Below are 21321 nucleotides of genomic sequence, written 5' to 3'. Positions count from 1 at the left end.
GGCGGGAGCTCCGGTGGTTGCCCGATTGGCCCGAGGAGATTGGTGAACCGCCCGTCCGCAGTCTGGTGAGCTATCGCAGCGGCGTAGCAGGCCAAGGATGCGGTTGCCCGCTCACGACCTGGCAACAGCTCGTCGGCAGTGCGTTCAAGCAAGGCAGCGACCCTCCGCGCATGCTCTCGTGTCGAGGCACGAGTTGCGCTGCGAGAGCCGTAGTCGCTGGCCGCGTGACCTGATCCGTCCACTACTGCTTGGCCAAGCGCTGCGGCCTTCTTGCTGAGTTCTGCCGCCGCTTGGTGACCTCCGAGAACCTGGACCTGTCCACATGCGCCGAGCACCTCCAACGCCGGTATCAGTGCCTGATAGCAGTACTGCACCCGGACTCCCGTTCTGGCGCTCCTCGTTACTGAGGCCACCCACAGGGCGAGAGAGACGGTCAGGACCACAAGTCCGGCCGAAACCTTCTCGTGGTGAGTCGGGCACGCAGCTAGGCTGCCCCCGCCGCTGGGCAGTAGTCCACCAGTGGTACACGCCCCTTTCCACGTCGCGAGTACCACTGAAAGGAAGATGAAGTCGAAGCCCCCGATCGCGATCAGGGCCATGGGGCCGAGGCCTCCGTCGTACTGGAGGGCGCGTCGGAACAGATCAAGGTCGAGCGGAGTGGACAGGAGCGACGAGGATCGGACTGCGTCGTCAATCTGCTTCTCGATGAATCGGTGGTGCAAACGTCGTAGCGGACGCCACAGGGGAGGAGGCACCACCGCAGATGTGGACGGACCAGTCGGCATGCTGATCAGCATGCCGCATCCGACTGCACGACATCCGCGAATCACGCATCTTCCATGCGATGCGGGCAGGGGTACCCGAAACCTGACCTGAGGTTGCCCCTTCAGCGCCTGTCAGCCGAGGAGCTGGCACCCAAGCAGGTCCGCCGCCACTTCATCCCTCGACGCCCGGCGCCGACCTGGGTTCGCTGGCTACCGTCGTCGCCATGAACGACTCCCAGTCCCGCGAGGTCGTGGCCCAGCCCCGCACCGCCGCCGGCGTGCTCTTCTTCGACGAGGACGACCGTGTCCTCCTCGTGAAGCCGACCTACAAGCCCGGCTGGGAAATCCCCGGCGGCTACCTGCACGCCGGCGAGACCCCGAGCGAAGGTGCGGCCCGAGAGGTCAAAGAGGAGCTTGGCATCAACCCGCCGATCGGCCGCCTGCTCGTCGCCGACTGGGCGCCCCATCCCACCGAGGGCGACAAGCTCCTCTTCGTCTTCGACGGAGGTATCCTCCCGGCCGACGAGCTCGCACACATCACCGTTGACCAGGTGGAGATCGGTGAGTACGCCTTCCACACCACCGACCAGCTCGACGCACTCCTCATCCCACGCCTCGCCCGCCGCATCCACTCCGCCTGCGTCGCCAGGACGCAGTCCGCGACCGTCTACCTGGAACACGGAGCGATCCGCCCGTAGGCCGACGCCTCGTGCTGACAGCGCGGGGGTTCGTTCGCTACGGCCAGCAAACGTGATCAAGGTCGCTCCGCACCAGCGCAGCTTGTCTGCCTTGGCGTTGTGGTGCGGGGGATCGAATCTTGTTGCCAGATGACCCTGGCGCGAGGATCCTCTCCATACCCACCCAAGACGCTGGAACGCCCAGAGAGCAGCGGTGATCGCAATGCACGTCCCCGAGTCAGTCTCCGCGGAGCTCAGGCCCATCGGCGAGGAGGTCGCACGGGTCGAGGAAAGCACGCGACATAGCGCACAAGGCCAGTTCGAACAGATGAAGCTTTGGCGAGCTACCAACCTCCTTCTCGGGGTGCCCGCTACTGGCCTCTCCGCAGCCGCCGGAGGGACCTTCCTCGCTGATGCTGGGCAGGCCCAGCTGGCCGGCGCACTTGCACTCATCGCTGCCGCCCTGACAGCGGTCAGCACCACCGTGAACGCAGCCCGTCGGGCAGAGGGCGCAGGAGCTGCCGCCAACTCCTACCTGGATCTACAGACCGATGCCCGGCAGCTGCTGCTTGTCGATCTCCCTCACCTGACATTCGATGAGGGGCGAGAACGACTCTCGCAGCTCACTCAGCGCCGCAGCGAGGTCAACGCGAACGCCGACCCACCGTCGCGGTGGGCGCGACGAAAGGCAGAGAAGAACCTTGCCGAGGGCGGCCAGGACTACGAGATCGATCGGAGCGCTGAGGGTGCCTAAGAGCTTGGCTGTTGCTATCGACGAGTTCCTGACCAAGATGACACCGTCCGCTTCTCAGTTCTCGGCTTCCAGCCGACACAGAGCGGAGGTGGAGGGTTGCATCAACGCCGCCATTGGGCTGAACCGCTCCGTTGAGACCGGGTCGTTGCGACACGGGACGGGCGTGAGCGGCTACAGCGACGCCGATTACCTCGTCAGTCTGAAGGGAGACATGCCATCATCCCCTGAAGCCATCCTGGCGAAGATCAGGGACGCCCTCGCCTCACGCTTCTGGGCCACACGCATCAGGGTCTCCCGACCAGCCGTAGTGTGCGCGTTTGCTAACGGTACGGAGACAGTCGAAGTGACCCCCGGCTACTTGCACGGGACCGGAGAGTACTTCAGTTACTACATCCCCCAGCCGGGTGGCACCTGGATGCTCTCTTCTCCTGACGCCCACTTGGCCTACGTGAACGAGTCAGCAGCACGTTTCCCCTCCGGCAAAGTGAAGGCACTCATCCGACTACTGAAGGCGTGGAAGTACCTGAATGACGTGCAGATGTCCTCGTTCTACCTTGAGATGCGTGCCGCACAGCACGCAATGGGCGAGTCCGCCATCGTGCACCTGATCGATCTGTGCATGGTCTTCGAGGACTTGGCGGCCCGAGCCCTGCCCGACATGAACGATCCGAAGAGGGTCGGAGGCCGCTTCTCGGCTTGCAGCTCAGACCCCAGGAGGCTCGAAGCGCTGTCGAAGATCCGGACAGCTGCCACGAGGGCCCGGAGGGCAGTCGATGCCTCCGCCCGGGGCGACGAGGTCGCAGCCTTCGAACAGCTCAACCTCCTCTTTGCCGGAAGGTTCCCGAAGCGGTGGTAGCGCCTGGCCGATTCGGACGTGACTGTGAGCGGCACATACCTCCGGAGACTCACCCATGAGACTCGGCAAGGATGGTCGCCGGGGCACATCCAGGGCACATGGGGGCGGAAAACGGCGTTGACCAGTGAAAACTCCATACATGAGTTTTCCCAGGTCAGCGCCATGATCGCTACAAACTCGCAGGTCAGCGCCGCGCTGGTCCAGTTCGTGAACAACTGTGCCAACCACGGGGACTGGGTATGCCCGCGGTGGTACGACGGCAGCGGCGGGTACCAGGACTGGGTGGGCGCGTCCAGGGTGTGGGCGCCTGCCTACTACACCGTGACGTGGCACTACAACTCCACCTACACGTACGGCTGGTACACGACGATCTTCTGCTGAACCCACTGCTGCCAGGTGCACCTTCCGGCGCCGGGAGGTGCCCGTTCAGCCCGCGCGCACCGAGGTCCGGCCCCACCCCGCTCCGATCGGGGTGGGGCCCGAGCGACGACACCGCCGGGAACGACGTTGACCGGCCGTTCCCCTGACACTTCGCGGCTCGACGTGGCGCCGCCACCGGCCTCCCGCTACGGTCGCCAACTGCGGTGGCGGGGAAGCTCGTTACCGGACTTCGAGCGGGAGGCAGAGGCAATGGGCAGGTTGGGCAGGTTGGGTGGACTGGGTAGGTTCAGGAAGGCTGCGGCTGTGGCGGCACTGTCGGCTGCGCTGGCCGGGGGGATGGTGACGGCCGGCGCAGCGCCCGCGTCGGCGAGCGGCTTCAACTGGGACGACCAGTTCGGTCCGACCGGCAGCGGGTGCTACTTCTGGACGACGTGGAGCGCCAACATGGTGACGCCCCACGGCTACCAGCAGACGGGCGACGCCCCGTCGAATTGGTGCATGCTGTCGGTGAGTCACATCGGGTACAACGCCGACGGGACCATCGGCTACAGCAACACCTGGGGGCCGGGCACCACCACCGGGCCCGGCAGCGAGATGGACGGCCCGAGCTGGTACTACGGCCCCTGGGGCAATGGCGGTTACATGTGCGTCATCATCGGGGTCCGGGACTACCGGCTCGACGTCGGCAGCAGGGGCCCCAGCGTGGTGTACTGCCCGTGACGTACTGCCCGTGACCTACTGCGCGTGACGTCCTGCCCGTGAGCCGAGGTCCGTGGTCGCGGTTCGTAGCGGGCGCGGTCCGCGGTGGTGCCGGCCGGACATGACGGTCGGGGCGGGCGGTCTTACCGTGGATCCATGGGCACGATCCGTGCGGGAGCCATCCCCGGCGGTGCCCGGCAGCGCCGGTTCGTCGACGCGGTCGAGACATCCGAGGCAGTCGAGACGGCGGCCGGACCGCGAGTCCTGGACGTGGCGCCGCTGGACCTGGTCGCCCTCGGCGGCCTGATGGCGCGCACCCGTGGACGGCCGGAGACGGTCGTGGGGCTCGTGGACGGCCCGGTTGCCGTCGCACACCCCGGGCTGCGGACCGCGCGCCTGCGTGAACTGCCCGGTGACGTACCGACGCGGTGCGCCGAGCCGGGCAGCGAGCAGTGCCGGCACGGCACCTTCGTCGCCGGGATCCTGACCGGGCGGCGCGGTACTGGCGCTCCGGCGGTCTGCCCCGACTGCACGGTGCTGCTGAGGTCGGTGTTCGCGGAGGGGGCGGGGTCGGCCGAGGGCGCGGGGCGGGCCGGCCTCCCGTTACGGAGCGGCTTCCCGCTGCCGACGGGCCCCGAACAGCTTGCCGCGGCCATCGTCGACACCGTCGACGCCGGTGCCAGGGTCGTCAACGTCAGTGCGGACCTGAGCTGGTCGGCGGTGCGCGAGGGCCGGTCCCTGACCGAGGCCCTGGACCACGCGGCGCGACGCGGCGTGATCGTCGTCGTCGCCGCGGGCAACCAGGGGGTGGTCGGCGGCTCGGTCCTCACCCGGCATCCGGCGGTGATCCCGGTCGCGGCCTGTGACCGCCGCGGCCGCCCGGCGCCGTACTCCAACCTGGCCGGGTCGATCGCGAGGGCGGGCCTGAGCGCACCCGGCGAGGGGATCACCAGCCTGGCCACGGCCGCCCGCCAGCCGCCGATCCGCGGCACCAGCGTCGCCGCACCCCTGGTGACCGGGGCCATCGCCCTGCTGTACTCCGAGTTCCCGCACGCCGGCGCGGCCGAGATCCGCCGGGCGCTGTGCGGCACCACCCACCCGCGCCGGGCGCTCTGGCCCGACCTGCTGGACGCCGCGCGGGCCCGGGAGCGGCTGGCCCGGTGGACCGGCGGCACACGGACGGCAAGGAGGACGGGATGAGGGACAGGACGGCCGGCGACAGGCTCCACGGCGGCTCCGGACCGCCGACCGGCGAACCGGCACGGCCGCGACCACGGGTGCGGCTGCCCGGCTTCGTCAACGAGGAGGACATCGGCCTGGGCGACGTGATCAAGCGGGCGACCGGGGCCGTGGGCATCCGCCCCTGCGGTTGCTGCGGCCGGCGCGCCGAACGGCTCAACCGGTGGGTGGGCTTCCGCGGCCGGTCGTCGCGGTGAGTTGCCCCTCGACGGGATGACAGCAGTGGCGGCGGGCAGGAGAAGGGAGCGGAGCAGTGGAGGAGTCCAACACCGAGCGCACGGACGCGGGCTTCACCGTGGAATCCACTGGGCCTGTGGGGCCCGTGGAGCCTGTGGAACTCGCTGAACCCGGCGGGCCGGTCGAGCCGGTCGGGCCGGTCGGGCCGTTGGGTCAGACCGTCCAGATGTCCGCCGAGGACCTGTCTCCGGCCGGCGGGTGCGGGTGCGGCTGTGGCTGTGGCCACGGCGACGGCTCGGCCCGGGCGCAACCCGCGTACCTCTACGCCGTGGGCCGCGTCGAGCCGCGCTTCCCGACCCTCGGGGTGGAGAAGGAGTTCGCCCAGGTCCTCGGCCGGGCGGACGTCGCGGGGCTGACCGACCGGGAAGCGCTCCAGGCTGTGCTCTCCGAACAGGAAAACCGTTACCTGGCACGGCAGTTGTGCTGGATCCTGACCATCGAGGGCCTGGAGACCTACCTCCTGCGGCCCCGCGATCCGGCGGACCTGTCACTGCTGGTCGACGCCGTACGGCCGCGATCCGACGGCGGCGACGTGGACGTGGTGATCGGTACGGTCGGCCCGATCGCCCCGCCCGAGGTCTGCAACGGGCTGATGGTGCCGACGGCGGTCGTCGACCAGATCTACTCCTTCGACCGTGACACGCTGCTCGCCAGCCTCCCCGTACCGAAGGGGGCCGACGCCGACCGGTTCCGCTCCGCGGCGGCCGAGGTGTTCGACCGGGTCGTCCAACTCTCGGACAACGCCGGTGCGACGGACGAGCACCGGGCGCTGAACTACCTGGCCGTCCGCTACCCGGCAATCTACGCGAGGGCGGCGGAGGCCTTCGACCGCAACCAGTCCATCACCGCCGTCGAGGTCCGCCCGTCACGGCTCGGCGGGGCCAGGACGGTCGTCGACGTGGTCTTCTCCTACACCGGCCGCGACACGGACGTCACGGAGAAGGCGTTCGCCCGGGTCGACGTGACGGAGCGGCACCCGTTCCTGGTCACCCGACTCCAGCCCTACTACGACAGATGACACACCGGACACACGGGACACACGAAGAACAGAGGACAGAGAACAGAGGACAGAGGACACGGAGGAGGAGGCACCCGAGATGAGGACCCCAGGCTTCACCGCAGAGCAGTCCCTGGACGCCGCCGCGCCCCGCTACCGGGCGGCGGCGGCCGGTGGGGTGCGCGAACCGGGCGGCGTGGAACCGAGCCGCGTACGGCCCGCGGGCCTGAACATCCGCTGCGGGACCCGGCGCCGGGCGGGGGCGGTCCGCAGGGACTTCGCGGAGGTGATGACGGTGACCTGCGAGCCGGGTTCGTCCTCGGTCTGCGAGGACTACTGCGCACACGCCGGCGGAGGCATGTCCAGCAACCCCGACGGCTCGACCACCTGCACGGTCATGTGACTTCCGCTCCCCGGCCTCAGGGCCGGGGATTCCCACCACGGTCGGGTGACCGTCTCGGCGGGTTATCGCTTCACCACCGGGCTGAAGCCCGGTGCACTGCGATTAGTGCCGGTAGCCGGAAGCGGCGGGCTCCGGCGGGCTCCGGAGCCCGCCGCCGTGTACGGGGGTCAGGTCTCCAGGAGTTCGCGCTTCACGTCCTCGTAGTCCGCCAGCGCCCGCGGGTCGCCGCGGTGGTAGTCGGTCCAGAACCCGGGCCGCTGCCAACGGGAGTCCGCGAGGCGGGTGCGGCCGTCGGCGATCACCAGGGTCCAGCCGGGTGGCATCCGGGTGTCCACCGTCTCGAAGTCGGCGGTGTCCCAGAGCAGTCCGGGGTCGGGCGTGCCGGGGCCGAGCACGCGGATCTGGCAATCGATGTCGTGGGCGACCAGCTCCAGCACCGGGTAGACACCGCCCACCCGGATCCCGTCGTACTCCGGGACCGGGAGACCGGCCGAGGGGTGGATGATCCGCAGGCATCTGACTCTCATGGCACCGTTCCCAAGAAGGCTTCCCAGGGGGTTGAACCTACCGGGTGGCACTACGGCCCGACGGTGGAGAGGATGCGGTCGACCACCAGGTCCGGTTGGTCGGTCGGCAGTGCGTGGCCGGCGCCGGGCACGATCTCCACCCGGGCCGAGGGCACGAGCCTGCCGAGGCGGTCGGCGACCTTGCGCGAGTCGTGCATGGCGCTGCGTGCCCCGAGCAGGAACAGCGCGGGGACACGCAGACGGCGCAGCTCCTCGTCGGAGAGGATCGGAGGAACCGGGAGTGCGCGGCGAAACCCCATCGATGCGCGCATCAGGTTCATGAGTTCGGTCTCCAGGATGGCGCTGTTGCCGACCAGGCGGGCCAGCGGGGGGCGGAGCGGGCGCGGCGCTGTTGCGGCGAGGGCGCCGGCGATCAGCCAGGTGTAGAACCGGGGGCCGAAGTCGGCGAAGCCGGCGGGATCCACGAGGGTGAGGGTGGCGGTGCGGCCGGGGTGGTGGATCTGGTGGTTGAGTGCCAGCCAGCCGCCGTAGGAGCAGCCGACGAGATGGGCGTCCGTCACGTCCAGTGCGGCCAGGAGTTCGTCCAGCCAGGCAGCGCCGTCCCGGCCGGCGCAGATCGGCGCGGTTTGTACGCTCGCGCCCGGCTCGCCGACCGTGTCGACGGCGATGACCGGGTGGTGCCGGGCCAGCGTGTCGATGTACCGGTGCCACATCAGTGCGTTTCCGCCCGAGCCGGGTAGCAGCACGATCGGCTCGCCGGTCTGTGGCCCGGTTCGGTAGGCGCGGGTGGTCCCGAATGTGTCGGAAGGTCCAGCGCCGTCCGTGGCCCCGGCCACAGTTCCGCGAGAGTGCGCTCGTAGGCGGTGCGGAATCGGTCCCCGGCCTGGTGGGTCTTGAACTGGCTGATTCGCATGATACATGTGTATCACGCAATGATACGGGTGTACCAGGGAGGTGGGGCCATGAACGCACGGGTCGATCACGAGGAACGCCGACGGCAGATCGCCGAGGCGCTGCTGCGGATCGCCGACACCCAGGGGCTGCAGTCGGCCAGCATGCGGGCGGTCGCCGCCGAAGCCGGCGTCTCCCTGCGACTGGTGCAGTACTACTTCGAGACCAAGCAAGGGCTCCTGCTGGATGCGCTGGCCAGGCTGTCCGTCCAACTCCAGACCCGCATGGAGAACTGGATCAGGGCGGCGGGCACCCCACCGACACCGCGCGGCACCGTGACCGCGATCCTGTCGTGCATCCTGCCGACCGATCCGGAGAGCCGCCGGATCACCAGGACCTATGCCGCCTACTACGCCCTGGTGCTCAACGACCCCGAGGTGTTGGAGAAGCACGGAGCGCGGCAGCCCGAGCTGCTGGAGGGCTTCCTCGCGAAGCAGATCCGCACAGCCCAGCAGGCCGGGGAGATCGACCCCGGGAAGGACCCCGAGATCGCCGCCGCCGGACTGCTGGCCATGGTCAACGGTCTGGGCTCAAGCGTGCTGGGCGGCCAGCGCACCGGCGACGCCGCGCTGGCGATCCTTGCCCGCCATCTGGACGAACTGTTCCTGACTCCGTGAGAGACGGCGAGGGCCCTTCCGGGATCCCGCCCAAGGGGGGGGAGCGGCGGCGCGGCGGGAGCCCGGGGGCGTGGGGTCAGGGGGTGTAGCTGACCCAGCCCTTGGTGACGGTGGTGTTCGGCGGGCAGTACAGCATGACGTTCAGGAAGGTGGTGTGCGGGCCGTCGGTCCGGAAGGAGCCGTCCGAGCAGTTGACGTTCACCCACCACTTGGTGGTGCCCCATGCGTCGCACGAAATGCCGTAGTACCACTGGCCGTTGAGGAATCCGATGGTCGGGGTGGAGCAGTTGAGGCTCTCGACCCGGGCCGGTGATGCCGACTGCGCCTCGGCGGCGGGCGCCGCGACGACGCCGGCCGCCGCGAACCCGGCCAGCAGACAGGCGGCGATTCCGAGCCTCTTGCTCCTGGTGTTCCTGTGCACGATGGTTCCGCCCTCGTTGTCGGTGGTGACACATGCCGCTGCGACCCGCGGCCGGGACGTGCCTCGCAGACGTACTCCGGCGAATGGTAGGGAGGGATGGTGAACCTCCGCATATGACAGCGGAAAAGTCGCCACGCAGCCGCACGCTGCCGCGTCCCCCGCGCCGGGCGACGCGGCGCGCCACCCGAGGCGTACCGGGCCGCCCACGTCACGCGAACCGCAGCCGACCCGCCCGCTCATCGGCCGAAAGCCGCTCTCCTCCGGACGGCGGAGCGGCGCGCCGCCAACCTCGCCCGCACCCTGCACGCCATCGGCCGCGCAACCGAAGCCGCCGCCCTCCGCGCCCACGCCCTTGACGGCCTCACCCACCACCTGGGCCCCGACCACCCCGACACCTGGGCCGCCCGCGCCGGCCACGCCCTCGACCGCGACCTGGAACTCCAGTCGGTGTAGGCGGTGCGGACGGGTGCTCGGATCGGTGCGGACGGGTGCTCAGATCGTGCCGGTGATGAAGACGTCGAGGGCCTGGGTGACGGTGTCGATCTGGTTCGAGAACGACCGGCTCAGGTTGTTGGTGCCGGCGAAGTGCAGGCCGATCGGATTGCGGTTCTCGTCGTCGGTCCAGACGATCGCGCCGGAGTCCCCGGGCCCGGTGAAGGGAAGGCCGAGGCTGGAGCTCCCGGTGATGGCGATGGAGCCGGAGAAGAACGCGGAGTTCCCGCCCGGGTAGCCGACCCAGTGCGAGGCGCCGACCTCCTGGACGGTGCCCGCGGTGACCTCCGTCGTCCGGCCGCTCTTGCCGACGGCCGCGCCGACCGTCGCCGCCGCGGTGGTGGAGCTGATCGCCAGCTCGAAGGTTCCGCCCGGCCCGCGGGCCAGCACGTTGGGGCTGACATTGGCCGCGTCCGCCCAGGCCGTCGCGCAGTCGACGCTGTTGATGGGGCCGCCGAAGGTCACGGGGACGAAGCGCTCCAGGACCGCGATGAGATCGTCCGGGCAGACCCCCGCGTCACCGGTGGCGGGCTGGTCGACGCAGTCGCCGAGCCGGCCCAGGTTGCTGTTGGCGAGGATGTGGTTGCAGCTGAGGATGAGCGTCCGCTGGTCCCGCGGGGGAGTCCGGCCGGTGGTCAGACAGCCCAGCGTGCCGAAGCCGAGGGCGTTGGGGTCGCTGAGCACCGAGATCCCGCCCGGCGCGGGCCGCTGCTGGAAGTCGAACAGCTGCGCCTCGATCGGGCCGGTCACCACCGGCACCACGACCACCCTCGGTGACGCGGCGGCGCCGACCCCCATGCGGTCGACGAGCACCGCCTTGACGTCCTCGGCGGATCGAGGCTGGGCCAGGTAGACGGTCAGCGTCGGCTGCCCCGGCTCCACCGCATCGGCCTGCGGCCCGAGCTGCGACAGGGTGGCCCTGCCGATGCCGATCCCCTGGATGTTGGTCAGTTCCGTGACGTCGTCCGCGGACCGGATCCCGCTGCGCTCGTCCCCCTGGCCGCTCAGCACTTCCTCGATCGCGGCCCGCGCCTCCAGCAGCTCCGGCGGGAACTCGGCGGGGTCGAAGCCGAGGTCTTCGGGCAGGTCCCGCGGGGGCGGCAGCACGACGTCCTCACCGGACCGTGCGAAGCCTTCGGGCGGCGGCTGGCTGGGCCCTGGCATGGCAATGCTCCTCACAGATGTGCACTGAAGGCGCTACGACCATGCTCCCACCCCGGCAAGTCGTCCGCCTCCCAACGGGTGAGCGGGAGCCGGGGCGACGCGCCGGGGTGCAGCGGGACGGTCAGCGGGACGGTCAACGAGGCGGCCGACGAGGGGGTCAGCGGGGCGGGATGATCCCCGTCAGCCACTTGAAGGTCGGCACGACCAGCGGCTTCCACGTCGACGTCAGGTGCGCCCCGGTGGTCTCGGCCGGCGTGACGACGGTCGGGCTCTTCGCCGCCTGCTGCAGGGCGGTGGCGTCCTCCAGCCCGTCGCCCCGCTTGCCGGTCACGTAGAGTGCGACGTTCGGCGGGGTCGGGGCGTGGGTGAGGATGTAGAGGGGGTTGGAGGTCTCGCGCAGCTTCGGGTCCTTGGCGGTCAGCGAGCTCGGTTCGCCGGCCGGGTTGTTGTAGCCGGACATGCTGATCGCGGCGCGGTACCGGTTCGGGTGGGCGAGCGCCAGGCGCAGGGCGCAGTGGGCTCCGGCCGAGTAGCCGGACAGGGCCCAGCGGTCCGGAGTGGTGTCGGCCCGGAAGTTGTCCACGATCATCTGCGGGACGTCCCGGGAGAGCCAGGTCTCGGCGTTGACCTTGCCGGGGACGTCGGCGCAGCCGGTGTCGGTGTTGCCGAGCAGGGTGACGCGCGGTGACACCAGGATGAACGGCGTCACCTGCCCGGACTTCATCAGCGGTTCGAGCTGCTTGGTCGCGTCCATGGTGTCGCCGAACCAGGCGCTGGAGGAGCCGGGGAAGCCGACGAGCAGTTCGACCACCGGGAAGGTCTTGTCCTTGTAGGCGGGGTCGTCGTACTGCGGAGGCGTCCAGACCAGCACCTCGCCGTCGACCCCGGAGAGCCGTCCCTTGAGGTCGGCCTGCTTCACCGTCCTGGGCACGGAGTCGGAGTCGGGCGCGTGGAAGGCCTGCGGCACCTTGGGCACCGGCGCCGCGGACGGCTCACCGGGCGCGGCCGTCCGGTCCCCCGCCAGCCCCTCGTCCTTCGGCGGCACGGGTACGGCCCGCACGTGGCTGGCGGTGCCCAGCAGGTCGCCCCAGCTGTCGTACAGCTGGTTCTCGTCGTTGACGACCACGAAGACCAGCGCCACGGCGGTGAACTGGCAGAGCAGCACCGTCCCCAGGTACGAGAGCGCACGCAGCGGCCTGCGCCGCTGCTCCGCCGTCCGCTCCCGCACCCGTCCGAAGTAGGCTCCGCGGCCCAGCCATTGGGCCATGGCCAGGGCGATCGAGGCCGCGAACAGCACTGTCGCGAGGACGAGCAGGGGAGTGCCAGTCAGGTTCATCGTTGTTCGACGCCGGTTTCTGTCCCGCCGGGCCCGCTTGCCCGGTCACATGGGGGACTCCGGGGAACACCCGTTCAGTTGCCTCTCCCTGGGAATTTCCTGGGAGCATCTTTTGGGCCCTGCCGACCGACCTGCCGACCGGCGGGCGCGGCTGCCTGATGCACCATTGGGAAACTTTCCTAACGAAAGCCATTGACCCCGGGGCCCGGGTGCCCCGATTCTGTGAGACACCCGCTGTGGGGCGTCGCGCTCCGTTCCGGGATTGCTCCGCCGCCCTGAACTGCCGTCACCGTTCTGCTGGTTCGCCCGGATCAACCGGAATCAACCGGATCAACCGGTTCGCCTGGATCAACCGGTTCGCCTGGATCGACTGGATCGACGAAAGTGAGTTGGCATGCGCAAGACCATCGGAGTCCGTCTCACCGCCCCGCTGCTGGCTGCCGCGCTCGGCCCGGCCGCGCTGCTGCTGGCCCCCGCGGCCACCGCCTCCGCTTCGGCGGCGGCCGTGCCCGGTATGGCCGCCGCGCCGTACGAGTACCTGGGCTGGGGAAGCCCGCAGAAGCCGACCGATGTGATGAAGGCGGCCGGGGTCAGGTGGTTCACCCTGGCGTTCGTCCTCTCCGACGGCGGGTGCAACCCGAAGTGGGACGGCAGCCGGGCGCTCACCGGGGGCTCCGACGAGGCGGCGATCAAGTCGATCCGGGCGGCCGGCGGTGACGTCGTGGTCTCGGTCGGCGGGTGGAGCGGCAACAAGCTCGGCGAGAAGTGTTCCAGTGCCGGCGCGCTGGCCGGCGCGTACCAGAAGGTGATCGACGCCTACGGGCTGAAGGCGCTCGACATCGACATCGAGAACACCGAGTTCGGCAACGCGACGGTCCGTCAGCGGGTCGTCGACGCACTGAAGATCGTCAAGACCAAGAACCCCGGCATCGTCACCTACGTCACCATGGGCACCACCCCGACCGGCCCGGACGCCACCGGCAAGGACCTGATCAAGCGCGGCGCGGCCGCCGGCCTGGCCAACGACGGCTGGGTGGTGATGCCGTTCGACTTCGGCGGCCACAGCGGCAGCATGGGGCAGGCGACGGTCGAGGCGCTGGAAGGCCTGAAGGCGGCGGTCAAGAGCGCGTACGGCTACGGCGACGACGCGGCGTACCGGCACATCGGCGTCTCCTCGATGAACGGCAGGACCGACGAGGCCGGGGAGACCGTCACCACCGGCGACTTCCGCACCATCCTGGGGTACGCGCAGCAGCACCACCTCGCCCGCTTCGCCTACTGGGCCGTCAACCGGGACCGCGCCTGCGGCTCCGGCACGGACGCCGACGCCTGCAGCGGAGTCGCCCAGTCCCCGTACGAGTTCACCAGGATCGTGGTCCAGTACCAGGGCTGAGGTCGCCGTGGCTGAACCCCTCAGAGGGCGTCGATCAGGCCGCCGTCGATGACGAAGTCCGCACCGGTGACGTTGCCGGAGCGGGGGCCGGCGAGGAACAGCACGAGGTCGGCGACCTCGGCCGGCGTGGTGAAGCGGCCCGTCACGGCCTGGGCCTGCGCCATCCTGGCGACCTCGGCCGGGTCGACGCCGAGGCTCTGGCCGACGGTCGCGGCCACGCCCTCCGCGCCCTTCCACAGCGCGGTCTCCACCGGGCCGGGGCTCACACAGTTGACGCGGACGCCCTGCGGTCCGACCTGCTTGGACAGGGCCTTGCAGAAGTTGCTGAGGGCCCCTTCGCCGCGCTGTAGTCGAGGACCAGCGGGTCGGGCAGCCGCGCGTTGACGGAGGAGACGGTGACGATCCTGCCGTCGCCGCCGGCGGTCAGGTGCGGCAGCGCGGCACGGGTGGCCCGTACCGCCGCCAGGAAGTTGATGGTGAGCGTCCACTCCCAGTCCGCGTCGGTGATGGCGGCGAAGCCGTCGAGGCGGGGCCGCACCGCGCCCACGTTGTTCACCAGGACGTCGACGCCGCCGTGCGCGGCGACCGCGGCGGCGACCAGTTCGGCGGGGCCCCCGGGCGTGGCGAGGTCGACCTCCACGACGGTGAGATCGGCGCCCCGCCGGACCAGCCCGTCCAGCGCCTCGCTGCGCCGCCGGCTTCCGGCGACCACTCGGGCTCCGGCGGCGAGGAACCCTTCGGTGACGGCGAGTCCGATGCCGCGGCCGGCACCGGTGACCACGACGCGCTGTCCCGCGAGTCCCAGGTCGAAGGGGGTCGCGCTCGGAACGGACATGACGGTGCCTCCCGGTCGAGGGGGTGGAGTTCCCACATCCTCCGGTCGGCCGACCGCCCGCCGCCCCCGAACCGGGGACGACACCCGGGCGCCAGGGCGGATTCGCCTGTCCGGTCCATCGGAGCGGACTCGCAGCGCTGGAATCCCGGTCGCCGACCCGCGGGTAGACCACTGGTGATCCACACGATGCGGCTGCTGCCGGCCTGGGTGGTCAACCAGTGGTGGGCGCGCACCGGAGCGCGGAATCGACCCGGCCTCAAGGCTCACGGTTCTCCGGCTCCGGCCGGACCTCGCGCTTCTCCCCACGTGACACCTGTGACACCTGTGACACGTGTACGGATGCGCCGGGGCCGGTCGGGCCCGCTACCGCTCGGCCGCTACTGCGCGGCGCGCAGCGTGAGGACGTACGCCGCGGTGAGGGCGACGGCGCGGTCCTCGTCGTGGGAGAGGTCCGTGAGGGCGCGGGAAGCCGTGGCTCCGGGGATGTCGGCGAGCGCCTGGGCGAGCCAGCGGCGTGCGGACGGGCCGGCGGTGCCGTGGGCGAGGCAGTCGGCGAGCAGGGTGGCGATCGGCTCCGCCCGTGCGGGGTCGGCCGCCAGTGCGGCCAGCGCGTCGGCCGCGTCGGCGTCCTTGCGTTCCTCGACGATCATCTCGATGAGCGTCGGGACGGCGTCGGCCACCCCGCGCGCCGCGAGCGCCAGGGCCGCGTACTCGCGGACCACGACGTCCGGGTGCGCGAGGGAGTCCTGCAGCAGTGCGGTCGCCGCGTCGTCCTCGAACTCGGCGATCGACTGCACGGCGCGCTTGCGGACCTCGGCCTCGGGGGAGTCGAGGGCCTGTGCCAGCAGCGCCGCCGCGTCGCCTCCGGACTGGGCGAGCGCCCAGCGCAGGGCCCCGGAGACGACCGGGTCCGACTCGCCCAGGACGGCCTCGGCCAGTGCCTCCACCGGCACCGCGGCCCCGTCGGCCGCCCCGTCGGCGGCGGACAGGGCCGCGCGCTGCCGGGCCCCCGGGCTCTTCGACTCCAGGGCCTGGAGGAGCGCGACGATCCGTAGCACGTCCTCCCAGCCGGCCGGCCCGGCGGCGCCGATCCGGCGCAGCCGGGTGAGCAGTTCGGTCTCCGCGGCGATGCGCTCCAGCGTCCGGTCGATGAGCTCGTCCACGAGCCCCGAGGGCGTGAAGCCGGGGTCGTCCAGCGCCCGCCCGACGTCGCCCAGCGACAGGCCCAGCGACCGCAGGCTCTCGATGTGGAAGATCCGCCGGATGTTCTCCTCGGAGTACTCCCGGTAGCCGGTGCCGGTCCGGCCCGAGGGCCGCACCAGCCCGAGCGATTCGTAGTGCCTGAGCATGCGGGCACTGACCCCGGACCGCTGCGCCACCTCGCCGATCAACACTGCCTACCGCCCCTCCTGGTCGTCCGGGCCGAGGACCGCGATGCGCTTCGCCTCCTCGACTGCGAACTCGAATCCGGCATCCGGGTCGCGCCACAGCCGTTCGGTGGCGATCGCGTGCGCGCGCACCCGCAGGTCGGGGTCCGCCGTCGCGGTGCCCAGCACCGGCACCACCGCCTCCCCGAGCGAGATCAGTGCCCGGCTGAGGCTCAACTGCGTCTCGCGACCGCCGCGTCCGAGCTGCGTCGCCAACAGTACGGCCAAGCCGTGCTCCGCCCCGTCGGGGACGAGCACGACCGCCGCCCGCCAGGCGCTGCGGGCCACCTCCTCGTCGGCGTCGGCCAGCAGGGCCGGCGTGACCGCGGGCCACGCCCGCCGGTCGCCGATCTTGGAGAGCGTGTGCAGCGCCTGGCTCCGGGCCTGCGCCTGCTCCGCGCGGACCTCGTCGAGCAGCGGCGGCACCGTCAGCGCCGCCGGGTGGCGGGTGAGCGCCCAGGTGAGCATCTCGCGGACGTGGAAGTCGGGTTCGACCGCGCACCGCCCGACGAGCGGGCGCACCGACGCGGGGTCCGGGTTCGTGCCGACTGCCAGCGCCGCCTTCAGCCGCACCGATGGGTCGTCGTGTCCCAGCGCCCGAATCGCCCCCGTCGTGCCCGTCCTGGCGTCCGTGCTTGCGGTCGCGTCCGTGCCTGTGCTCGTGCCCTCTGCCGACCTGGTCATGGGGACCACCTCCTCGGCCACAGTGAAGGGCTTGTCACCGTGTCAAGGTCAAACGGATCCGGGTCGGGCGCCGGGAGTGCTACGCCTCGCGGCGGTCGATCTGGTCCTCCCGGACCAGCCAGAGCGCGAGGCCCGCGCCGACCAGGCTGACCAACCCGCCGAGCAGCAGCACGATGTTGAGCCCGTCGAGGAAGCCCGCCCGGGCTGCAGCCTCGGCTGCCTCGCGGGCCGGTGCGGGGAGTGCCTGCAGGGCCTGCGGGAGGCTGCCGGAGGAGGAGGCCTCGATCAGTTCGCGCGGGTGGGGGCCCTCCGCGATCGGGGTGCCGGCGGCCAGTTCGCGCACCTTGTGGGAGCCCCGGCCGACGAAGATCGCGCCCCAGACGGCGATGCCCACCGCGATGCCGACCTGCCGGAAGGTGTCGTTGATGCCGGCCGCCATGCCGCTCTTCTCCTTGGGTACCACGCTCACCGCGACGTCGGCGATCACCGGGTTGATCAGGCCGACGCCCGCGCCGCCGACCAAGAAGCCGGCCAGCAGCCCGGTCCAGGTGTCCTCGGGCTGGATGTCGCCCATCAACAGCAGGCCCGCGCCGACCGCGACCAGGCCGACGCAGAGCATCAGCCGGGCCGGCACCCGGGAGAGCAGCGCCCCGGCCACCGGCGCCACGACGAAGCTGAGCACGGTGATCGGCAGGTAGCGCACGCCGGCCGCGAACGGGGACAGCCCGAGGTAGTTCTGCAGGTACAGCGTCAGGTAGAGGAAGAGGGCGAACAGCGAGCTGGAGACGGCGAACGCGGCCAGCTGCACCCCGGTGAAGGCGTGCCGGCGGAACAGCCCGAGCGGCAGCATCGGCTCGGGGACGCGCCGTTCGACCAGCACGAAGACGACGAGCAGGGCGCCCGCGGCGACGAACAGACCCACGATCAGCGCGCTGCCCCAGCCCTCGGTGTTGCCCCGCACCAGCGCGAGGACGAGCAGGAAGAGGCCGCTGCTGAAGGCTGCGACCCCGGCCCAGTCGATCCGGGTGGCGTTCGGGTCGCGGCTCTCCGCCAGCTTGAGGAGGGTGACGGCCAGGGCCGCGGCGCCGATCGGCACGTTGAGGTAGAAGATCCACTCCCAGCCGAGCGAACTGGTCAGCGCCCCGCCCACCAGCGGCCCGACCGCGACGGCCACCCCGATCGTCGCCCCGTAGACGCCCATCGCCGTGCCGCGCTCGCGGCCGGGCGGGAACTCCTGGGCGACCAGGGCCAGCGAGACGGCGAACATCACCGCGCCGCCGACGCCCTGCACCGCGCGGGACACGTTGAGGAACACCGGGTTCGGCGCCAGCGCGCAGAGCAGCGAGGCACCGGAGAAGATCACCAGCCCGGCGGCGAAGGTCCGGCGCCTCCCGAGCCGGTCGGCCAGCGAACCGGCCGTCAGCACCAGGGTGGCGAGCGAGAGGGCGTAGGCGTCGAACACCCACTGCAGGTCGGTGAAGCTTGCCCCCAGGTCCTTGCGGATGGAGGGCAGGGCGACGTTGACCACCGTGATGTCGAGCAGCAGCATGAACGTCGCGACCGAGACGGCGAGGAGCGTCCACCACTTGCGTTGCACGGCTGCCGGTCTCCTTCGACGGAGGGGTGGTTCCGCCGACCGCTGTTCGGGTGGCGATGGCGTCGACCGTACGCACAGCCCCCGCCCGAACGCGGGCCGACGCGGCCGGACGCGCCCGGGGGTAGCCCCGTCCGGGCTCTGCCCGTGGCGAATCTGCGGCGGGCAGAGATACCGCATCGGCGGGCCCCGCCGGGTCGAGAGTGGAGGGCGAGGGCACACCCGCCTCCCGGCCTCGACAAGGAGACCCGATGACTCCGTTCACCACGCTCGCGCCCCGCGCGGAGGAGGGCGACACGGCGCCCAGCCGCTTCGACGACCACCTCGCCGCGCAGCTGCTCGCCCGGCGGATCGTCCTGCTCGGCACGCAGGTCGACGACGTGTCGGCCAACCGCGTGTGCGCGCAGCTGCTGCTGCTGTCCGTGGAGGACCCGCGCAGCGACATCAGCCTGTACATCAACAGCCCCGGCGGGTCGGTCACCGCGGGCCTCGCCATCTACGACACCATGCGGCTCATCCCGAACGACGTCTCGACCCTGGCGATGGGCTTCGCCGCCAGCATGGGCCAGTTCCTGCTCACGGTCGGGGCACCCGGCAAGCGGTTCGCGCTGCCGAACGCGCGGATCATGATGCACCAGCCCTCGGCGGGCATCGGCGGCTCCGCCGCGGACATCGAGATCCAGGCGGAGAACCTGCAGTTCACCAAGAAGTCCATCGAGCGGATCACCGCCGAGCACACCGGGCAGAGCGAGGAGACCATCGCGCGCGACGGCGACCGGGACCGCTGGTTCACGGCCGAACAGGCCAGGGAGTACGGCATCGTGGACCGCGTCGTGGAGTCGCTCACCGACATCCGCCCGGCCGCCTCGCACCGACGGATGGGGCTCTGACATGGCGTCGTACCCGATTCCCTACGTCGTGGAACGGACCGCTCAGGGCGAGCGCTCCTTCGACGTCTTCAGCCGGCTGCTGAACGAGCGGATCATCTTCCTCGGCACCGAGATCGACGACGGGGTCGCCAACGTGGTCATCGCGCAACTCCTGCACCTGGAGTCGGCGAGCCCGGAGCAGGAGATCGCGATCTACCTCAACTCGCCGGGCGGATCGTTCACTTCACTGATGGCGATCTACGACACGATGACCTTCGTGCAGGCGCCGATCTCCACGTTCTGCGTCGGCCAGGCGGCGTCCACGGCGGCCGTGCTGCTGGCCGGGGGAGACCCCGGGCGGCGCTTCGTCCTCCAGCACGCCCGGGTGCTGCTCGGCCAGCCCGCCAGCGGCGGCCGGCAGGGGACGGTCTCCGATCTCAGCCTCGCCGCCAAGGAGATGGTCCGCATCCGCTCGCAGGTGGAGGAGGTGCTGGCCCGGCACACCGGCCACGACACGGCGACGCTGCGCGCGGACATGGACCGGGACAAGGTGTTCACCGCCGAGGAGGCCGTCGCCTACGGGCTCGCCGACGAGGTGCTGAGCCGCCGGCTCCCGTTCGGGTAACCGCCGCTCGCCGGGCGGTCGGAACGGCTGTGGGCACGGCGGTGCACCACGGCCGTTCCGACCATCGGCCCGCTCGGTTCGCTCGGTTCGCTCGCTCGCTCGTTCGCTCAGGCGACGAGGCAGAGGCCGTCGTTCTGCGCCGTGGAGGACGGCCGGCCCCGGACGGCGGTGCTCACGCTGCTCACGCTGCTCGCACGAGCGACCCGCCTGCGGGCGGTGTGTCGGGCCAGGTCGTCCTGGGCGAGCGAGAGCAGGTCCCCGAGGCCGAGCCCGAGGGCCCGGGCGGCGGCCGCGAGCACCTCGGAGGAGGCCTCCTTGCGCCCGCGCTCCAGCTCCGACAGGTACGGCATCGAGATCCGCGCCGCCTCCGCGACGTCCTTCAACGTCCGTTCCTGCGCGAGCCGTTCGCGCCGCAGCACCCCGCCGACGAGGTCGCGCCACAGCGGCTCCCTGGCCGGCTCGGGCGCCGGTGCCGGCGGGGCGCCCGCCGGTCGCAGCGGTGGCCGGGCCGGGCCGCCGGATGCCGGGCCACCGGAAGCAGGGACGCCGGACGCGGGCGGCGAGGCCTGCGGGCGCAGGGGAATGACGCGGGCTTCGTTCGGCGCTTGAGTGCTCACCCCTTCAGCCTAGGGATTCAGGGCGCCGGGGGAAGGCATCGGCGTTCTGCCCTGGGTGAAGCCGGGCGTCGGCAGTGCGTCAGCAGCCGTTCCCCGAGCTCAGTCCGCCGCCTCCGCCTCCGCTGCTGCCAGCGCCGCCAGCCAGGGATGGCCGGGGTGCACGAGCTCCAGCCACCCGCCGAGGGCGTCCCGCCGGGGCCGGTTCAGCAGCGGCAGCACACCTTCGAAGTCCGCCACGTCCTTGGGCCGGGTCGCCTTCGCCTTGAACAACAGCACCAACTCCGGTCGCAGGTAAGGGATTCCGTCCACGGTGTGCTCGATGATCTCCTCGTACGGCAGCCGCACGCGCTCGTCCCGCCGGCAGATCCACGTCCCGCCCTCGTGCGGCTCACGGAAGACGTCGAACAGGAACCGGTCGCTCGCCGGATCACGAGCCCAGGTCTGGTGCACGGCCGCCAGCGCCTCGGCTTCCGCCGCGGGCCAGACCTGCCCCCAGCCCACCGCGTCGAAGACGTACTCGGGGAAGTGCTCCCGGACCTCCGGGAACCGCGCCGCCGGCACCGCGATCTCCAGGTCCTCGTGCGGCCGCGACTGCCTTCCCCGGAACAGGTCCAGCGCCCATCCCCCTGCGACGCACCAGGTCACCCCGACCCCGACCAGCCGCTCGGCCACCTGCTCAGGCCGCCAGGCCTGCGCCCACCGGGCGTCCAGTTCGTCCTCGTCGAACACCACACCGCCGGGTGGGAGGGATTCCGTCATGGC

General features: G+C 71.2%; 23 protein-coding genes and 1 pseudogene. 13 read left to right on the top strand and 11 right to left on the bottom strand.

Annotated features, from left to right (window positions below):
• The first annotated feature begins 988 nt into the window (after nt 1–988).
• From CRP52_RS36360 to CRP52_RS36320, 9 genes are all read left to right on the top strand, one after another.
• Entirely contained in the window at nt 989–1462 is a 474-nt protein-coding gene (locus tag CRP52_RS36360; protein ID WP_097241103.1) for an NUDIX domain-containing protein, read from the top strand.
• A gap of 202 nt (nt 1463–1664) precedes the next feature.
• The gene (locus CRP52_RS36355; protein ID WP_097241191.1) at nt 1665–2195 is read left to right on the top strand and encodes an SLATT domain-containing protein; all 531 of its coding nucleotides are present in this window, start codon (nt 1665–1667) and stop codon (nt 2193–2195) included.
• On the top strand, nt 2188–3051 hold the full coding sequence (locus CRP52_RS36350) for a nucleotidyltransferase domain-containing protein (protein ID WP_097241102.1): 864 nt from the start codon (nt 2188–2190) through the stop codon (nt 3049–3051). The genes CRP52_RS36355 and CRP52_RS36350 overlap by 8 nt, the downstream gene beginning before the upstream one ends.
• 162 nt (nt 3052–3213) lie before the next feature.
• A complete protein-coding gene (locus CRP52_RS36345; RefSeq protein ID WP_143685932.1) occupies nt 3214–3432 on the top strand; it encodes a hypothetical protein in 219 nt (72 codons plus the stop codon).
• A 303-nt stretch (nt 3433–3735) separates the two neighbouring features.
• Nucleotides 3736–4152 (top strand): hypothetical protein, encoded by a 417-nt coding sequence (locus CRP52_RS36340; RefSeq protein ID WP_097241100.1) that lies wholly within the window; start codon nt 3736–3738, stop codon nt 4150–4152.
• A 135-nt stretch (nt 4153–4287) separates the two neighbouring features.
• A complete protein-coding gene (locus CRP52_RS36335; RefSeq protein WP_218893223.1) occupies nt 4288–5331 on the top strand; it encodes a S8 family serine peptidase in 1044 nt (347 codons plus the stop codon).
• Entirely contained in the window at nt 5328–5567 is a 240-nt protein-coding gene (locus tag CRP52_RS36330) for a hypothetical protein (protein ID WP_143685931.1), read from the top strand. The genes CRP52_RS36335 and CRP52_RS36330 overlap by 4 nt, the downstream gene beginning before the upstream one ends.
• 134 nt (nt 5568–5701) lie before the next feature.
• Nucleotides 5702–6625 (top strand): hypothetical protein, encoded by a 924-nt coding sequence (locus CRP52_RS36325; protein ID WP_306458942.1) that lies wholly within the window; start codon nt 5702–5704, stop codon nt 6623–6625.
• A 79-nt stretch (nt 6626–6704) separates the two neighbouring features.
• Nucleotides 6705–7007, top strand: coding sequence for a hypothetical protein (locus CRP52_RS36320; RefSeq protein ID WP_097241098.1), 303 nt, complete (start codon nt 6705–6707; stop codon nt 7005–7007).
• Nucleotides 7008–7174: 167 nt separating this feature from the next.
• Here the strand turns inward: CRP52_RS36320 and CRP52_RS36315 are convergent, their stop codons facing one another.
• Nucleotides 7175–7534: a hypothetical protein gene (locus CRP52_RS36315; protein WP_097241097.1), complete on the bottom strand. Its 360-nt coding sequence runs from the start codon at nt 7532–7534 to the stop codon at nt 7175–7177.
• 50 nt (nt 7535–7584) lie between these two features.
• Entirely contained in the window at nt 7585–8247 is a 663-nt protein-coding gene (locus CRP52_RS36310) for an alpha/beta fold hydrolase (RefSeq protein WP_257033238.1), read from the bottom strand.
• A gap of 249 nt (nt 8248–8496) precedes the next feature.
• Here CRP52_RS36310 and CRP52_RS36305 point away from each other — a divergent pair, with 249 nt between their 5' ends.
• Nucleotides 8497–9102, top strand: a complete 606-nt coding sequence (locus CRP52_RS36305; RefSeq protein ID WP_097241096.1) for a TetR/AcrR family transcriptional regulator — start codon at nt 8497–8499, stop codon at nt 9100–9102.
• Nucleotides 9103–9178: 76 nt separating this feature from the next.
• Here the strand turns inward: CRP52_RS36305 and CRP52_RS36300 are convergent, their stop codons facing one another.
• The 3 genes from CRP52_RS36300 to CRP52_RS36290 all read right to left on the bottom strand — a co-directional run bounded on the left by CRP52_RS36300 (nt 9179) and on the right by CRP52_RS36290 (nt 12515).
• A complete protein-coding gene (locus tag CRP52_RS36300) occupies nt 9179–9523 on the bottom strand; it encodes a hypothetical protein (RefSeq protein ID WP_257033237.1) in 345 nt (114 codons plus the stop codon).
• A 492-nt stretch (nt 9524–10015) separates the two neighbouring features.
• Nucleotides 10016–11179, bottom strand: coding sequence for a hypothetical protein (locus tag CRP52_RS36295; RefSeq protein WP_097241095.1), 1164 nt, complete (start codon nt 11177–11179; stop codon nt 10016–10018).
• 157 nt (nt 11180–11336) lie between these two features.
• Nucleotides 11337–12515 (bottom strand): alpha/beta hydrolase, encoded by a 1179-nt coding sequence (locus CRP52_RS36290; protein ID WP_097241094.1) that lies wholly within the window; start codon nt 12513–12515, stop codon nt 11337–11339.
• 394 nt (nt 12516–12909) lie between these two features.
• Between CRP52_RS36290 and CRP52_RS36285 the strand changes: the two genes are divergently transcribed.
• Nucleotides 12910–13908: a chitinase gene (locus CRP52_RS36285; protein ID WP_097241093.1), complete on the top strand. Its 999-nt coding sequence runs from the start codon at nt 12910–12912 to the stop codon at nt 13906–13908.
• Nucleotides 13909–13928: 20 nt separating this feature from the next.
• Here the strand turns inward: CRP52_RS36285 and CRP52_RS36280 are convergent.
• From CRP52_RS36280 to CRP52_RS36265, 4 genes and pseudogenes are all read right to left on the bottom strand, one after another.
• Nucleotides 13929–14743, bottom strand: a pseudogene (locus CRP52_RS36280) (SDR family oxidoreductase).
• 377 nt (nt 14744–15120) lie between these two features.
• Nucleotides 15121–16137, bottom strand: coding sequence for a MerR family transcriptional regulator (locus CRP52_RS36275; protein WP_097241092.1), 1017 nt, complete (start codon nt 16135–16137; stop codon nt 15121–15123).
• A 3-nt stretch (nt 16138–16140) separates the two neighbouring features.
• A complete protein-coding gene (locus CRP52_RS36270; protein ID WP_179853160.1) occupies nt 16141–16854 on the bottom strand; it encodes a HEAT repeat domain-containing protein in 714 nt (237 codons plus the stop codon).
• Between the two features lie 79 nt (nt 16855–16933).
• A complete protein-coding gene (locus CRP52_RS36265) occupies nt 16934–18451 on the bottom strand; it encodes an MFS transporter (RefSeq protein ID WP_218893222.1) in 1518 nt (505 codons plus the stop codon).
• 248 nt (nt 18452–18699) lie between these two features.
• Between CRP52_RS36265 and CRP52_RS36260 the strand changes: the two genes are divergently transcribed.
• Nucleotides 18700–19338 (top strand): ATP-dependent Clp protease proteolytic subunit, encoded by a 639-nt coding sequence (locus CRP52_RS36260; protein ID WP_097241090.1) that lies wholly within the window; start codon nt 18700–18702, stop codon nt 19336–19338.
• Between the two features lies 1 nt (nt 19339).
• Nucleotides 19340–19942: a ClpP family protease gene (locus CRP52_RS36255; protein ID WP_097241089.1), complete on the top strand. Its 603-nt coding sequence runs from the start codon at nt 19340–19342 to the stop codon at nt 19940–19942.
• A 107-nt stretch (nt 19943–20049) separates the two neighbouring features.
• On the opposite strand, the gene CRP52_RS40700 is transcribed toward CRP52_RS36255, so the two are convergent.
• Nucleotides 20050–20559, bottom strand: coding sequence for a helix-turn-helix domain-containing protein (locus CRP52_RS40700; protein WP_097241088.1), 510 nt, complete (start codon nt 20557–20559; stop codon nt 20050–20052).
• A gap of 99 nt (nt 20560–20658) precedes the next feature.
• Nucleotides 20659–21318, bottom strand: a complete 660-nt coding sequence (locus CRP52_RS36245) for a nucleotidyltransferase domain-containing protein (RefSeq protein WP_097241087.1) — start codon at nt 21316–21318, stop codon at nt 20659–20661.
• Nucleotides 21319–21321 lie beyond the last annotated feature (3 nt).

The sequence above is a fragment of the Streptomyces sp. 1331.2 genome (assembly GCF_900199205.1).
GTDB lineage: Bacteria > Actinomycetota > Actinomycetes > Streptomycetales > Streptomycetaceae > Kitasatospora.
This window is presented reverse-complemented; position numbering and strand designations above follow the sequence as displayed.

Bases quoted from the DNA above. Each gene is read 5' to 3' on its own strand.
- CRP52_RS36355 (WP_097241191.1), top strand. From the start codon at position 1,665: ATGCACGTCCCCGAGTCAGTCTCCGCGGAGCTCAGGCCCATCGGCGAG.
- CRP52_RS36320 (WP_097241098.1), top strand. From the start codon at position 6,705: ATGAGGACCCCAGGCTTCACCGCAGAGCAGTCCCTGGACGCCGCCGCG.
- CRP52_RS36335 (WP_218893223.1), top strand. From the start codon at position 4,288: ATGGGCACGATCCGTGCGGGAGCCATCCCCGGCGGTGCCCGGCAGCGC.
- CRP52_RS36330 (WP_143685931.1), top strand. From the start codon at position 5,328: ATGAGGGACAGGACGGCCGGCGACAGGCTCCACGGCGGCTCCGGACCG.
- CRP52_RS36310 (WP_257033238.1), bottom strand. From the start codon at position 8,247: ATGTGGCACCGGTACATCGACACGCTGGCCCGGCACCACCCGGTCATC.
- CRP52_RS36360 (WP_097241103.1), top strand. From the start codon at position 989: ATGAACGACTCCCAGTCCCGCGAGGTCGTGGCCCAGCCCCGCACCGCC.
- CRP52_RS36295 (WP_097241095.1), bottom strand. From the start codon at position 11,179: ATGCCAGGGCCCAGCCAGCCGCCGCCCGAAGGCTTCGCACGGTCCGGT.
- CRP52_RS36285 (WP_097241093.1), top strand. From the start codon at position 12,910: ATGCGCAAGACCATCGGAGTCCGTCTCACCGCCCCGCTGCTGGCTGCC.
- CRP52_RS36315 (WP_097241097.1), bottom strand. From the start codon at position 7,534: ATGAGAGTCAGATGCCTGCGGATCATCCACCCCTCGGCCGGTCTCCCG.
- CRP52_RS36290 (WP_097241094.1), bottom strand. From the start codon at position 12,515: ATGAACCTGACTGGCACTCCCCTGCTCGTCCTCGCGACAGTGCTGTTC.
- CRP52_RS36260 (WP_097241090.1), top strand. From the start codon at position 18,700: ATGACTCCGTTCACCACGCTCGCGCCCCGCGCGGAGGAGGGCGACACG.
- CRP52_RS36270 (WP_179853160.1), bottom strand. From the start codon at position 16,854: ATGACCAGGTCGGCAGAGGGCACGAGCACAGGCACGGACGCGACCGCA.
- CRP52_RS36255 (WP_097241089.1), top strand. From the start codon at position 19,340: ATGGCGTCGTACCCGATTCCCTACGTCGTGGAACGGACCGCTCAGGGC.
- CRP52_RS36245 (WP_097241087.1), bottom strand. From the start codon at position 21,318: ATGACGGAATCCCTCCCACCCGGCGGTGTGGTGTTCGACGAGGACGAA.
- CRP52_RS36345 (WP_143685932.1), top strand. From the start codon at position 3,214: ATGATCGCTACAAACTCGCAGGTCAGCGCCGCGCTGGTCCAGTTCGTG.
- CRP52_RS36305 (WP_097241096.1), top strand. From the start codon at position 8,497: ATGAACGCACGGGTCGATCACGAGGAACGCCGACGGCAGATCGCCGAG.